This is a genomic window from Acidithiobacillus sp. AC3 (assembly GCF_050261095.1).
Lineage (GTDB): Bacteria > Pseudomonadota > Gammaproteobacteria > Acidithiobacillales > Acidithiobacillaceae > Igneacidithiobacillus > Igneacidithiobacillus copahuensis.
On sequence record NZ_CP189838.1, the window covers coordinates 1,492,117 to 1,506,570 of the forward strand.

Consider the following 14,454-nt stretch of genomic DNA (forward strand, 5'->3'; position numbering starts at 1 on the left):
GTTTGCGTTCAGGAGAAAATAGGTGCCAGGCGACGCAGCACTTCCTCGGGGGGGATGAAGGACAATAGCTGTGCCAGCTCTGGGCCTTGCTCCCGGCCGGTGAGGGCCAGACGCAGGGGATGGAACAGGGCACGTCCCTTGCGTCCACTCTGTTGAGCGAGCTGACGGGTCCAGGCACGGAAGTCATCGGGCTGCTCCTTATAGCACGTCTGCGCCTGTTGCCAGAATTCTGCACCGTTTTCCGCCAGTTCTGCCCGCACCTTCTCGCTGCGCCCAAGCGGGTGAAAACAGGCTTCTGCCCAGGCGACGGCATCCGCAGGCAAAAGCATATTACCACGGATGGCAGCGACAAAGCCGCTGATCTGCGCATCCGGGACCAGAGTCAGGTGTGGGCGCAGCCAGGCGACGAGCTCGTCGAGCCCTAGGTGCTGCAACGCCTGTTCCTGCCAATACTGCAGTTGCTCCCGATCGAAATGGGCCGGTGCGCGGCCGATGCGCGCCAGAGAAAACTCCGCAATCAGCTCCGCATCGCTGCGCCAGTGGGTGGCGGGGTAGTGGTGACCAAGCTGACCGAGATAATTGCGCAGGGCCGCAGGCAGATAACCCGCGCTGCGCAGCTCGCGCAGGCTGGCCGCGCCATTGCGCTTCGACAGGGGTTGGCCATCACTACCCTGCAGCAGCGGCAGATGTCCATATTGTGGTACCGGCAGCCCGAGTGCCTGCAGGATCAGAATCTGCCGCGGCGTGTTACTGAGATGATCCTCGCCGCGCAACACCAGATTCACTCCCATCAGGGCATCATCGACGGCGTTGGCAAAGAAAAAGGACGGACTGCCATCACTGCGCCGTAGAACAAAATCGCCCAGGTCCGCCAAGTCATAGCTTCGCTCTCCCCAGACGAGGTCATCCACGGACAGAGTGCCCGAGCACGGCACGGCGAAACGCAGCGTAGCTTCCTCCCCCCCTTCCAGACGCCGCGCTACCTCCGCAGCGGAAAGCGCCCGACAGCGACCTGAGTAGCGCGGCGCCTTTCCTGCCGCACGCTGCGCATCCCGCTCGGCACTCAGCTCGTCCGCCGTGCAGAAACAGGGATAGGCGTGCCCAGTATCGACAAGTCTCTGCAGCAGATCGTCGTACACTGGTAAGCGCTCCATCTGCGCATACGGTCCATGCGGGCCGCCGCAGTCTGGACCCTCGTCCCAGCCCAGCCCCAACCAACGGAGATCCTCGAGCAGGACTCTGGCCAGTTCGGCCGGAGAGCGGGCCTGATCGGTATCTTCCATGCGGACAATGAAGCGGCCGCCACTCTGACGTGCCGCCCAGAAGGCAAACAACGCGGTGCGGGCATTGCCCAGGTGAATGTGACCCGTGGGACTCGGTGCGAAGCGACTCGTAAAAATCATCGTGATATCATAGAAGGCCAAAGGCCCTGTCGCAATCGACAGGGCCTGTCAGCAAGGAAAATAGGGAAGGTACATGGGCAAAGGAAATTCTTCTGGGGCGAGCAAGACTGCGCCACGCAGAAAACGTCACGTGGGTCGCTGGGTATTTCTGATCGTGCTGTTGATTTTCGCCAACCTCTTCATCGGTGCGGCTATTTTTACCTACCGGATCTGGGCAACTTTACCGCCCGTGCACGAGCTGAAGGAATGGCATCCAGATGAGCCACTGCGTATCTATGCCGCCAATGGCAGCCTGTTGCAGGTGGTCGGCCCACAGATGCGCTATGCCCTGCCCCTGAGCCAGATCCCCACAAAACTGCAGGACGCCTTCATTGCCGCCGAAAACTCCCACTTCTACAGCAGCAATCCACTCTACTACCCAGTCAGCCTACCCGGGATCCTGCGCGCCGCCTTTGTCGATCTGACACATATGGCGCCGGTGCAAGGGGCCAGCACCATTCCCGAGCAGGTCGCCCGCAATTTTTATCTGACCCCGCAAAAGACCATCACCCGCAAGGTTGCGGAGATTCTGCTTGCCTACAAGCTGGCGCAGCACTTCACCCATGCCCAGATCCTCGAACTATACCTGAATAAAATCTACCTCGGTCAGGGCGCCTATGGGGTGGAGGCAGCAGCCGAGACCTATTTTGGCAAGCGCATCGATCAGCTCACCCTGGGCGAGATGGCAACCATTGCCGGACTGCCGCCCGCACCTTCCTACCTGAACCCGGTGGTCAATCCCAAACTGGCCAGCAAGCGTCGCGATTATGTGTTGCGTCGCATGCATGCGCGCGGCTATATCACTCGCGCGGAGATGGATGCCGCCGAGCAGGAACCCATTTTATCTCGCTACCATGAGTCGGCCTCCAATACTGCGCCGTATGTGACGGACTGGATCGCCAACTGGCTCAGCCAGGAGTTCGGCACAGATTTCACCTATCGTTCGGGGCTCAAGGTCTACACCAGTATCGATCCGCAAGATCAGCAGGCAGCCAACCGGGCGTTGGAAATCGGCCTGGAAAATTACGACATGGGCCTCACCAGTCTGGATCCGAAAACCTTTCGCGGTCCCATCACTCGCCTGCACGGCGCAGACTACCAGGCGGCCTTGGCCGGCAAGCGCCCAGAGGCGCTTCCCCCGCACGATCCCGCCAATCTGAAATGGGCTGTGGTCATCGCCAGCTCGGCCAAAAGCGCGGAGCTGTCTCTAGAGGGCAAAAAAACCATTACTCTCACCCTGCGTGACGTCGCCTGGGCACGCTCCCGCCCGGGCGGGCCAAAGCCGCGAGCGGTGGATGCGGTCCTGCAGCATGGGGACCTGGTCTGGGTGAGACCCTACGTAACGGCGGTAACCGCCGGTGCCGGACAGGAATGGGGTGCGAACGTTTGGTCCTCCGCTGGCCCAGATGCGGGATGGCAATTGACCCAGATTCCCAAGGTACAGGGCGCCATCGTCAGCCTCGATAGCCATACCGGGGCGATCCTCGCCATGAGTGGCGGCTTCAGTTACGAGCTGAGTCATTTCAACCGCGCGGTGTTTGCCTATCGGCAACCGGGTTCTGGCTTCAAGCCCTTCGTCTATGCCGCTGCCATGGACGCACCGGCGCTGCTCGCCTCCGGCAACAGTAGCTACATGACGCCGCAGACCTTGATCCCGGATACCCCACTATCCATTACCCTGCCCTCCGGCCAGGTCTATAGCCCAACCAACTACAGCAATCAATTCTCCAATACCCCGATTCCGGTATGGTCAAACCTCGCATACTCGCACAATGTTCCGAGCGTGCGGATTCTGATGGACGTTGGCATCCCTTACGCGGTGCAGTACGTGCAGCGTTTTGGCTTTCCCGCAAAACAGATTCCGTCGGTACCCTCGATGGTGCTGGGATCCGGGGATTTCGCTCCGATTCAGATGGCGCGCGGCTACGCGGTGTTCTCCAATGGCGGGTACCTGGTCAAGCCCTATCTGATCCGCAAAATCGTCAAGAGTAACGGTACTCAGGTATCGTTACTCGGTTGCCCAATGGGCTACGAAGCGCCACCGAGCGAGCCAGCGATCCCGACCGGCGTTGCCTACCTGATGACCGAAATGATGCAACAGGTGATCAAGATCGGTACTGGCGTTGCCGCCCAAAGCCTGGGACGCCACGATATCGCCGGCAAAACGGGTACGACCAACAACGAAAACAATGCCTGGTTCAACGGCTTCAGCCCGCAGATTACCACCAGTGTCTGGGTGGGCTATGACGATAACCACAGCATGGGACGCTGGGCCGCCGGGGCGCGGGAGGCATTGCCGATCTGGATTCACTACATGAAGACGGCGCTCAGCAAAACTCCGGATCTGCCTTTTCCCCGGCCAAGCACGGTTTCCGGTGCAACAGAAAGCTTCGCCAGCCCCATTGGCGTATCTGACTACCTGACGGGATACCCACCGGTGGCCAGCGTCACTTCCGCGACGGCGAGCACCAACAGTAGTGAGAGCAGCAAGCTGATTGAAACGATTAAAAACCTGTTCTAAGAGACGGCCTGCCGCAGCGATTCATCAGGATACGCTGCGGTAGGCGTTGCGGAAAATCTCCAGCCAGGGGGTGTCGGCCTGCCAATCGGCGGGGTGCCAGCTCATTTGCACCGTTCGCACCACCCGTTCCGGGTGCGGCATGAGGATGCTTGCCCGTCCGGTGCTGGAACACAAGCCAGTAATTCCCTGCGGCGATCCATTGGGATTGACCGGATAGCGGGTAGCCACCTGCCCGTTGGCATCGATGTAGCGCATCGTCACCGGCGCCTGAGAGACCTGCTCTGGGTCGTGGAATATCGCTCGCCCCTCCCCGTGCGCCACGACGATTGGCGCTTGCAGACCCGCCAGTCCCGCAAAGAGGGGTGAGGGAGAAGCCAACACTTCCACCATGGCCAGACGCGCCTCGAACTGCTCCGAACGATTGCGCCGAAAGCTTGGCCAATATTCCGTTCCGGGAATCAACTCGCGCAACTCTGCCAGCATCTGGCAGCCATTGCAGACCCCTAGCGCCAAGCGGGTCGAGTCGGCAAAGTAGCCGGCAAACTGCAAGCGCAGAGCTTCGTGGTAGAGGATCGACTTGGCCCAGCCGGCACCGGCCCCCAATACGTCACCATAGGAAAAGCCGCCGCAGGCGGCAAATACCGGATAATTGCGGATATCGTCACGACCGGCCAGCAAATCGCTCATGTGGACGTCGACGGCGGTGAAGCCGCTGCGCGCAAAGGCCGCGGCCATCTCCACCTGGCCGTTGACCCCCTCCTCGCGCAGAATCGCCACGCGCGGCTTTGCCGCGCCGATCTCTGGCGTGGGAAAGCTGGGACGCTGATCCTCCCGCCAATTACTGAACAGACTGGGACGCAGGGCCGTGCCATGCGCATAGGCCTCGCCTGCGCAATCGGGATCATCACGCAAGGACTGCAGGCGATTACTGGTTTCCGCCCAGGCTGCCAGCAATTCGCTACCCGCCTCATCCAGCAAGGCTGCGCCATCCTGCAGGATACGCAACCGCCAATCCACCGTCACTGGCCCAAGGCAATGCAAGCGGGATTCCAGCCCTGCCGCAGCAACCAGACTCTGCAGCACCTTCGCGTCCGCACGACGGATCTGGAGCAAAAAGCCGGGCTCTTCGGCAAAGAGAAAGCCCATGCACTCCACATCTACAGGGATGACGATATCTACGCCACGCCGGCCAGCGAAGGACATTTCACAGACACTGGCCCAGAGGCCACCATCGGAACGGTCGTGATACGCCAGAACGACACCTTCCTGTCGCAACTTGCGCAGCAACGCAAAGGCCGCCCGCAACAGCAAGGGCGCATCGAGATCGGCAGATTCCGCACCCAGTTGTCCCAAAATCTGCGCCAGAATGGACGCCCCCAGTCGACCACGTCCGAGGTCCAGCAGCCAGAGCTCTGTGTCTGCGAGATCCTGCAACTGTGGGGTCCAGGTGGCGGCAACATTCGCCACCGGCGCAACCGCTGTAATGATCAGACTCAGTGGCCCGGTCACCGATTTCTGGACATCGCCCTCCTGCCAGACCGTCTGCATCGATAGGGAATCTTTGCCAACGGGAATGCTCAACTCCAGTGCCGAGCAGAGTTCTTCCGCCACACTGCGCACGGTTTCGAACAAACGCGCGTCTTCACCGGCGACATTGACCGCCGCCATCCAGTTGGCGGAGAGCTTGATCTGCCCCAATTCCTGCACATCAGCGGCAAAGAGATTCGTCAACGCTTCCGCCAGGGCCAGACGACCGCTTGCCGGCGCATCGAGCACCGCCACCGGCCCGCGTTCACCCAAGGCCATCGCCTCACCGTGAAATTGCCAAAAGTCGGCGGCAGAGACGGCGCAATCGGCTACCGGTACCTGCCAGGGACCGACCATCTGATCGCGGGCGATCAGGCCACCGACACTGCGATCGCCAATGGTGACGAGAAATTCCTTACTGGCAACCGAGGGGTGGCGAAGCACGGCGTAGGCAAGATCACGCAGATCCTTGTCCGGGATCTGGAGAGCTTGCGTGCGCATGGGCACGCTATGTGCGTCCCGCAGCATGCGCGGCGGGCAACCCAGCAGGGCGTCGAGGGACATCTCCACAGGCAAATCCCGGAATAGCTCATCTTCCACCCGCAGATAGTCACCCTCTTCCGCTGTACCGAGCACGGCGACCGGGCAGCGCTCCCGCTGGCAGAGGGCGAGGAACTCCGCCAAGCGATCGGCGGCCACCGCCAAAACGTAGCGCTCCTGCGCCTCGTTGCACCAGATCTCCATGGGCGACATCGCCGCGTCGTCATTGGGCACGGCGCGCAGTTGCAAGGTGCCTCCCCGCCCACCATCGTGCAGAAGTTCGGGCAAGGCATTGGACAGGCCGCCAGCGCCAACATCATGAATGGAAAGAATGGGCGATTCCTCTCCCAGGGCAATACAACGCTCGATCACCTCCTGGGCGCGCCGTTGCATCTCCGGGTTGCCACGCTGTACCGAGGCAAAATCCAGGTTCTCTTCCCCCTTGCCACTCGCCACACTGGAAGCCGCGCCGCCCCCCAGGCCAATGAGCATGGCAGGGCCGCCAAGCACCAGAACCTTGGCCCCGACGGGCAAGGGCAGTTTCTGAATCAAAGTCGGCCGAATTTGACCGATGCCACCCGCGAGCATGATGGGCTTGTGATAGCCCCAGTGGCGTCCGCCTTGCTCGCCTTCAAAAACGCGAAAATAGCCAGCCACACTGGCACGCCCGAACTCATTATTGAAGGCCGCCGCGCCGATCGGCCCTTCGAGCATGATTTCCAGGGCAGAACGGATGCGCTGGGGACGCCCGTAAAACTCTTGTTCCCAAGCCTGCTCGTAGCCGGGGATACGCAGTTGCGATACGGAAAAGCCACAGAGCCCCATCTTTGCCTTACCACCGCGGCCCGTCGCGCCCTCGTCCCGGATTTCTCCACCACTACCCGTCGCCGCACCGGGAAAGGGAGAGATGGCGGTTGGATGATTATGGGTCTCGACCTTGATCAGAATACCCAAATTTTCGTTGTGACTTTGGTAGTTCCCATCACTGCCGGCGCAAAAATAGTGGCTTGGCGCATAGGCTTCGATCACAGCGGCGTTGTCATGATACGCCGAGAGTGTGCCTTGCGGATGGGCTCGATGCGTAGAACGGATCATACCGAACAAGGTCTGACTTTGTTCCCGATCATCCAGACGGAATTGCGCATTGAAGACCTTGTGCCGGCAGTGCTCCGAATTCGCCTGGGCAAACATCATCAGTTCGGCATCACTCGGATCGCGTTGCAAGTCGCGAAAAAGCTGCGCCAAGTAATCGATTTCCGCAGCCGAGAGGGCAAGCCCCAGTTCCTCGTTGACGGCGAGAAGGGCCGGCAGGCCCTCCCGCAGGAAAGGAACGCGGCGCAGGGGACGCGGCTGCGGATGCACAAAAACGACATCGGCGGCCTGCCAGTCTTCCAGCACCGACTCGGTCAAGGGGTCGTGCAGAAGCGCCAGCAGCCTCTCCCGTTCTGGCGGCAGCAGGCTTTGATCATGGTCTACATAGTAAGCAATACCGCGTTCGATGCGTCGCAGATTGCCCAGACCACAAACCTGGGCGATTTCCGTAGCCTTGCTCGACCAGGGAGAAACCGTGCCCAGGCGGGGCACCACAGCAATCTCCATCGCGCCACCCTTGCCTATCCAGGGCTCGCCATAACCCAACAAAGCCTCGGCACGTTCTTGCTCTTCGTTACTGGGGGCTTGCTCCCAATCGAGCAGATGCACATAGCGCGCGGCGAGACCACAAACGGCAAGTCCCTCGGCATGAAGCCGCTGCAGGATGCGTTGGGCACGAAAAACAGACAGGGCCCGAGCCCCGCGATGGATGGCGAAGGTCACGGCAATCTCCCGGCAGACCTGAGGAATTGGATGATTCTGTAGCGCCTAGGCGAGAGGGACACCAATGCGACGTGCCACTTCGATATAGGCCTCGACCACCCCACCAAGATCGCGACGGAAGCGGTCCTTGTCCATTTTTTCGAGGCTCTGGGCATCCCAAAGGCGGCAACCATCGGGGCTGAACTCATCGCCCAGACGCAGCGCACCGTGATAACGCCCGAATTCGAGCTTGAAATCCACCAGAATCAGGCCGGCACGAGCGAAAAGCGCAAGCAGCAGGACGTTCACCCGTTCCGTCCAGCGGGTCATCGCCGCGATCTCGTCCTCGCTTGCCCAGCCAAAACTGCGAATATGCGAGTGATTGATCATGGGGTCGTGCAGGGCATCGCTCTTGAGGAAAAATTCCAGCACCGGCGGCTCCAGAATGCGTCCTTCCTCGATCCCGAGACGACGACAAAGGGAACCTGCGGCGCGATTGCGGATGACACACTCCACTGGGATCATTTCCAGGCGTTGTACCACCGACTCACGCGCGCCAGACCGACGCAGAAAATGGGTGGGTACCCCCGCCTGCTGCAGATATTCCATGATGAAGGCGTTGAAGGCGTTGTTCACCTCGCCCTTCTGCGCCAACTGCGCGAGCTTTTCCCCATCGAAGGCGGAGGTATCGTCCTTGAAATGGAGGATCAACTCGTCGGGATTTTCGCCCATGTAGACGATCTTGGCCTTGCCCTCGTACAGTTTTTCACGATCGCTCATGCGGGTCGGCCTTCCGGAAACACCCGCGCGAAGACCCTGTCGATCTCTTTGGTGTGGTAGGCAAGATCAAAAAGCTCGCCAAGTCCGGCAGCGCTGAGATAGCGCTGAATCTCCGGGTCGGCCGCCAGAAGGGCCTGAAAATCTTGGCCCTCCTGCCAGACCCGCATGGCATTGCGTTGCACCACGCGGTAGGCATCCTCCCGCAGCATCCCCTTCTCCGTCAGCGCCAGCAACACGCGCTGGGAGAAAATCAGGCCATGCATTTTTTCAAGGTTTTCGCGCATCCGCTCGGGGTAGACGACCAAGCCCTCGAGCAGTCCGCTAGCACGATGCAGCACGAAATCGAGAACGATGCAGGCATCCGGACCAATGACGCGCTCCACACTGGAGTGCGAAATGTCCCGCTCATGCCAGAGAGCAATGTCTTCCAGCGCCATCCCGGCGTAACCACGCAGCAGTCGCGCCAGTCCAGTGAGGTTTTCGGAGAGGATCGGGTTGCGCTTGTGCGGCATTGCCGAACTGCCCTTCTGCCCCGCGGTAAAGGGCTCCTCCGCCTCCAGGACCTCGGTGCGCTGGAGATGCCGAATCTCGACGGCGATCTTCTCGACAGAGCCGCCAATCAGGGCTAAGGTGTTGAAAAATTCAGCATGACGATCGCGAGAAATCACCTGCGTACTGGCCGCCTCGGGTTGCAGATCGAGCTCTTTGCAGACGGCTTCTTCGATGTCTGGGGAGATATTGGCAAAGGTACCCACCGCCCCTGACAACATCCCCACCGACACTGCGGCAATGGCGCGCTCCAGGCGCTGCAGATTGCGTTGTGCCTCCGCCCGCCACACTGCCACTTTGAGCCCAAAGGTAACCGGTTCGGCGTGAATCCCATGGGAGCGGCCAATCATCACCGTGTTTTTATACTTCCACGCCAGCCGTACCAGTGCCTGATCAAGACGCTGCAGGCCAGCCAGCAAGAGCTTGCCGGCAGCGCGCAACTGCAGGGCGAAGCCGGTATCCACCACGTCAGAAGAGGTGAGTCCCTTGTGGATGAAGCGGCTGGAGGGACCAACAAACTCGGCGACCGAGGTCAGGAACGCGATCACATCGTGCTTGACCTCTTTTTCGATGACGTCGATACGCTCGACATCAAACTGTGCCTTACCCTCGATTTCAGCCAGGGCCTCTGCGGGGATCTCGCCCTTTGCCGCCAAAGCGCGACAGGCGGCCAGTTCAACCTGCAGCCAAGCATCGTACTTGGCCTTCTGCGTCCAGAGAGCGCCCATTTCCAGGCGGGTGTAGCGCTCGATCATGCGGTATTTCCTTTCTCTGGACTCAGTGCCGACTGCAGCTTGTCCAGGACGCTGACGGCTGCCTTGCTCTCTTCTTCGCCCTGCGCTGTGGAAGAGGTCTCCAATACGCTACCGCTGTCGTCCTTCATGGCCAGCAACTTGACCTGCACAGACAGCGGCTTGGAGGGCTTGCCACCGCCCCAGATACCCTGGATGCTGTGCCAGGCGTTGCTGAACATTCCGCCAAAAATACCCCCCGATTTCTTCTGTTCAGAACCGCCGCGAACTTGCACCGACCAGACGCCGAGAGCCTCGGCATGGACGGGATAACCCAGGCTGTTCAGTGCGGTCTGGACGGCAGGCTGCGCCTTGGCCGGCGGCTGATTCAAAACCAGATAGGGACCAAGGTCGTCGCGATAGCGGGTCACCTTGATCGGGGGCAGCTCCGCCAATACGACCGATTGCGCGAGACGCTTTTGCACCGCCTCCAGCAGATGCCGGTTGGCATCCAGATTCGGATCGTGCGCCTGCCAGTCCAGGGACTCGGAAGTGGGGCTGATCCATTGGCGTTGCTGCGTAAGGGTCAAAAGCTGCGCACCATCTCCCTGCGCTTGCAGCCGGAAGGTATATTGCATCCGCCGGTTGGCACCGAGGCTGTTGCCAAAGATCGAGGTGAGGCCGCCACGTTGATACTCCCAGTCGGTCATCAGTTCGTTCTTCTCCGATGAGAAACTCTTGATGCCGATCTTGCGCTTTCCCAACTCGGCACGGACAGCTGACCAGATCTGCGCGGGCTGGGCCTGGGTGCGCAGAGCCAGATCCTTGCCCTGCCCGACCAGCGTCGCCTGCTCGCCTGGAACCGTGGGCTCGGCAACCGCGCTTTCGCCGGGCGCCAGGCGCGGTTGAAAGACTTCGTAGCCATTACTGGTGGTCGCGCTTTGCATACCGGACTGTTGCACGGCCTCCGCCGCTGTCAACGCACCGCCAGGCACGGTAACTCCCGGTTCTGGCGCCGAGGCCAGCAGATCTGGAGGCACCGCCAGCGGCTTCAATAATTTGGCATCGGTATACTGGGGACCATTATTGGTCTTCAAAAAGGGAATGTAGGAACAGCCACTCAGACCCAGGCTGAGCAAAGTGGCGGCAACGAGGCTTCGAGCAATCGGTTTACGCATGGGTGCAAGCGTACTCATGAGGCGGGAGAAAGAGGGGCGTTACTGGCATACTCCAGCGCGGCACGCAAACGGGCGTGCAAGGATTCGCTGAGCGGAGTGAGCGGCAGGCGGATGCTGGGGCCTACGCGCTGCTGGTCCGCGAGCAACCATTTTGCCGGAATCGGATTGGATTCGGCAAAGAGATCGCGATGCAGTGGTACCAGTGCGTCATTGATTCGCCGCGCCCGGGCAAAATCTCCGTCCAGGGCGGCACTCATCATTTGCGCCATAGCCCGCGGCACGATATTGGCAGTGACAGAGATCACGCCACGCGCGCCAATCGCCATCGCTGCGAGGGCTGCGCCGTCGTCACCACTGTAGACCTCGATACTGGCATTTCGGGTAGCACAGAGATGCAGAATTTCCGCGACGCGATCGACTTTGCCACTGGCCTCTTTCACTCCGACGATGCAGGGACGTTCGGCAAGCTGCGCCACTGTCTCCGGGAGGAGATCACCAGAGGTACGGCCGGGCACGTTGTACAGAATGATGGGAAAATGACAGGCATCGGCGATAGCGCTGTAATGCTGGAAGAGGCCCTCTTGCGTCGGCTTGTTGTAGTAGGGACTGACCAGGAGTGCGGCGTCAGCTTGCGCTTCCATGGCAGCACGAGTGAGCTCGATGGCCTCAGCGGTGGCATTGGCCCCAGTACCGGCAATCACGGGAATTCGACCCCGCACCTGCTCGACCACAGCGCGAATGACGGCCACATGCTCCTTCACCGTCAGCGTTGCCGACTCGCCGGTCGTGCCGACGGCAACGATCGCGTGCGTGCCTTCGGCAATGTGCCATTCGACCAGATCCCGCAAGGCGCGGTCATCCACGGCCCCACCAGGATTCATTGGCGTGATCAACGCCACCATACTTCCGTGAAACATCACTGCTCTCCAGCCATATCAGCGCAGACCGGCAAAGGCTGAATGGTACTGGTCGGGGATGATGCTTGGCAAGACGAGGCCTGCCAAGCGGCAATCATCACACCCAGCTGTCGTCGTCTCCACCCATCCCGAAATCCCCCGCAGACGAATCGTCTCCACCCCAGGAGGTGTCAGTCATGCCAAACTGATCGTTCTGACCAGCATCGTTGCTGCCATTTTGGTCATCGTGATGGCCGAAGAGACTACCGGCGATGGCATTACCCGCAGCCATACCTGCGCCAATACCCACGCCGGTAGCAATACCCGAGGCCAAACCGGAGCCGATGCCGCCACCCTGCGGTGACCCCGCAGGACCGTAGGGCCCCTGCGGACCGTAAGCCCCCCCCTGCCCTGGAAATCCGCCCATATTGCCAAAGCCAGGCTGCATCTGGCGATAGGCCATGGCCTGCTGTTGCCGACGACGGCGCAGGAACCAGGAGATGCCGGCGATAACGGCAATCAAGCCCAGAAACCAGGCGATGGCAGCGCCCAGGCGGGAATGCGACTTCTCGCTAGCCGCCGCAGCAGGGGCTGCTTTTCCGACCTTTTGCTGCAACTGCTTTTCAAAACCGGCCAACACCTTGGGTTGCACAAAAGACAGGCTGGGATCGAGGCTCTTGGCGCGCTGTAAGGCGGTAGACGCTTCCTGCCACTTGCCCTCCTTGGCCAGTAGACGCGATTCCAGATACTGGGCCTGCGCAGATTTGGGATGCGCGGCCAGGACCTCGGAAAGCTGCTGCTGCGCCTGGGCGTACTGACCACTCTGGATGGACTGGATAACCTGCGGCGCTGTCGGCTCCGCCATCGCTACAGGGGAAAGCACCACAAAACTGGAGGCCGCAAGGCCGATGAGAAGGGTACGACGAATCATGGTAAACGCTCCGAAAAAACCATCAAGTTTGGTGTACGTGAATATGCGTTGCGCGTGCTGTAAAATCAAGGTTCTTTACATTTTGTGTAGCAGCAAATTAGTAATGTCCGCTTTCGGCACGTTAGAAATGTCCGCCTGGAAGAGTAGAGAGGCAAGGACGAATGACGCAGGAGCGGATAGAGATGAGCGAGCGGGAGCTCAAGCGGTTTGCGGTGCTGCAGCAGGTGATCGATGGGAGCCGAAGTCAGGGGCAGGCAGCGCTGGCATTAGGCTTGTCGGAGCGGCAGATTCGGCGCTTGCAGCGCGGGGTTGAGCGGGAAGGGGCACGGGCATTGATCAGTCGACGCCGTGGCAGACCCTCCAACCGAAGGGTAGAGACGACGGTCCGGGAGGGCATCCTGGCGCAGGTGCGGGCACGCTATGCGGACTTTGGCCCCACCTTGGCAGCGGAATATCTGCGCGCAGATGGCTATACCGTATCGAAGGAGACGCTGCGTCGCTGGATGATCGCTGCGGGCCTGTGGCAAGCCCAGCGCAAGCGGCGCACGCGCCTGCACCCACCCAGGCCGCGCCGAGCGCGACTGGGGGAATTGATCCAGATCGATGGCAGTCCCCACGATTGGTTCGAAGGCCGTGGGCCGCGCTGCACCCTGATCGCCTTCATTGACGATGCCACCAGTCGGGTCTTGTATGCCCGTTTTGCGCCGGTAGAAAGCAGTCAGGCCTACCTGTCCGCCCTACAGACCTACGTCACGACTCATGGCTGCCCCGTGGCGCTCTACAGCGATCGGCACAGCATCTTCACCAAACACAACCCAGAAGACAACGAACCCACGCAGTTTCAGCGTGCCACCGAAGCCTTGGGAATTGCCACCATCCAGGCCTTGAGCCCACAGGCCAAAGGTCGGGTAGAACGCCTGTTCCAAACGCTTCAGGATCGCCTGGTCAAGGCCTTGCGCCTGAAGGGTATCAGCGATCAGGATACCGCCAACGCTTGGCTCCCCCAGTACCTGCAGCAACACAATGCGCGCTTTGCCGTGGCGGCATGCGACGACGAGGACGCCCACCAACCCTATGATGGAAGTCCAGAAACTCTCGCCCGGATCTGCGCCATCCACCACCGCCGTACCCTATCCAAAGACTTGGTGCTGTCTTTCCAGAGACAACGCTACATCATCCAGACCGGTGGTGCCCCACGTTATGCACTGCGCGGACGGAAAGTCGATGTCGTGGTCCATGCCAACGGGCAAGTAGAACTAGTAGCCGCCCAGGCAGTCTTGCCCTACAAGGTCTTCGATCCCGCCCAGGAAATCCCTCGTCCTGTCGATGACAAAGGCCTCAACGCACGTGTCGACACGATCCTGGCGTCCCGCCGCTGGTCCGAAAAATCCCGACCTGCTGCCGACCACCCTTGGCGTCGTTACCCCACCTCAGATTGTCCTTGAAAGAAACCAACACCCAGGAAACCGGACATCTCTATCTTGCCCAACACCGGACATTTCTAATGTGCCTTGACAGGTTCTTTACATTTTGAAATCATTTGTCTTCGATTGACAAGATCATAG

The 14,454-nt window shown here is 60.5% G+C and carries 9 protein-coding genes; 2 read left to right on the plus strand and 7 right to left on the minus strand.

Annotated features, from left to right (window positions below; translation table 11 throughout):
• Positions 1-8: 8 nt before the first annotated feature.
• Positions 9-1,403 (minus strand): glutamate--tRNA ligase, encoded by a 1,395-nt coding sequence (gltX, locus tag ACQAYK_RS07540; protein ID WP_215872814.1) that lies wholly within the window; start codon positions 1,401-1,403, stop codon positions 9-11.
• Positions 1,404-1,476: 73 nt separating this feature from the next.
• On the opposite strand from gltX, the gene ACQAYK_RS07545 reads away from it, so the two are divergent.
• Positions 1,477-3,963, plus strand: coding sequence for a penicillin-binding protein 1A (locus ACQAYK_RS07545; RefSeq protein ID WP_215872815.1), 2,487 nt, complete (start codon positions 1,477-1,479; stop codon positions 3,961-3,963).
• A 24-nt stretch (positions 3,964-3,987) separates the two neighbouring features.
• On the opposite strand, the gene purL is transcribed toward ACQAYK_RS07545, so the two are convergent.
• The 6 genes from purL to ACQAYK_RS07575 all read right to left on the minus strand — a co-directional run bounded on the left by purL (position 3,988) and on the right by ACQAYK_RS07575 (position 12,889).
• On the minus strand, positions 3,988-7,845 hold the full coding sequence (gene purL, locus ACQAYK_RS07550; protein WP_483167384.1) for a phosphoribosylformylglycinamidine synthase: 3,858 nt from the start codon (positions 7,843-7,845) through the stop codon (positions 3,988-3,990).
• A gap of 45 nt (positions 7,846-7,890) precedes the next feature.
• Positions 7,891-8,604, minus strand: a complete 714-nt coding sequence (gene purC, locus ACQAYK_RS07555) for a phosphoribosylaminoimidazolesuccinocarboxamide synthase (RefSeq protein ID WP_215872817.1) — start codon at positions 8,602-8,604, stop codon at positions 7,891-7,893.
• The gene (purB, locus tag ACQAYK_RS07560) at positions 8,601-9,908 is read right to left on the minus strand and encodes an adenylosuccinate lyase (RefSeq protein WP_480082293.1); all 1,308 of its coding nucleotides are present in this window, start codon (positions 9,906-9,908) and stop codon (positions 8,601-8,603) included. Before purB ends, purC begins: the two co-directional genes overlap by 4 nt.
• On the minus strand, positions 9,905-11,062 hold the full coding sequence (locus tag ACQAYK_RS07565) for an outer membrane protein assembly factor BamC (protein WP_480082294.1): 1,158 nt from the start codon (positions 11,060-11,062) through the stop codon (positions 9,905-9,907). The genes purB and ACQAYK_RS07565 overlap by 4 nt, the downstream gene beginning before the upstream one ends.
• A gap of 14 nt (positions 11,063-11,076) precedes the next feature.
• Positions 11,077-11,979, minus strand: coding sequence for a 4-hydroxy-tetrahydrodipicolinate synthase (dapA, locus tag ACQAYK_RS07570; protein WP_483167385.1), 903 nt, complete (start codon positions 11,977-11,979; stop codon positions 11,077-11,079).
• Between the two features lie 97 nt (positions 11,980-12,076).
• A complete protein-coding gene (locus ACQAYK_RS07575; protein ID WP_215872821.1) occupies positions 12,077-12,889 on the minus strand; it encodes a tetratricopeptide repeat protein in 813 nt (270 codons plus the stop codon).
• Between the two features lie 182 nt (positions 12,890-13,071).
• On the opposite strand from ACQAYK_RS07575, the gene ACQAYK_RS07580 reads away from it, so the two are divergent.
• On the plus strand, positions 13,072-14,334 hold the full coding sequence (locus ACQAYK_RS07580; protein ID WP_483167386.1) for an ISNCY family transposase: 1,263 nt from the start codon (positions 13,072-13,074) through the stop codon (positions 14,332-14,334).
• Positions 14,335-14,454: the final 120 nt, after the last annotated feature.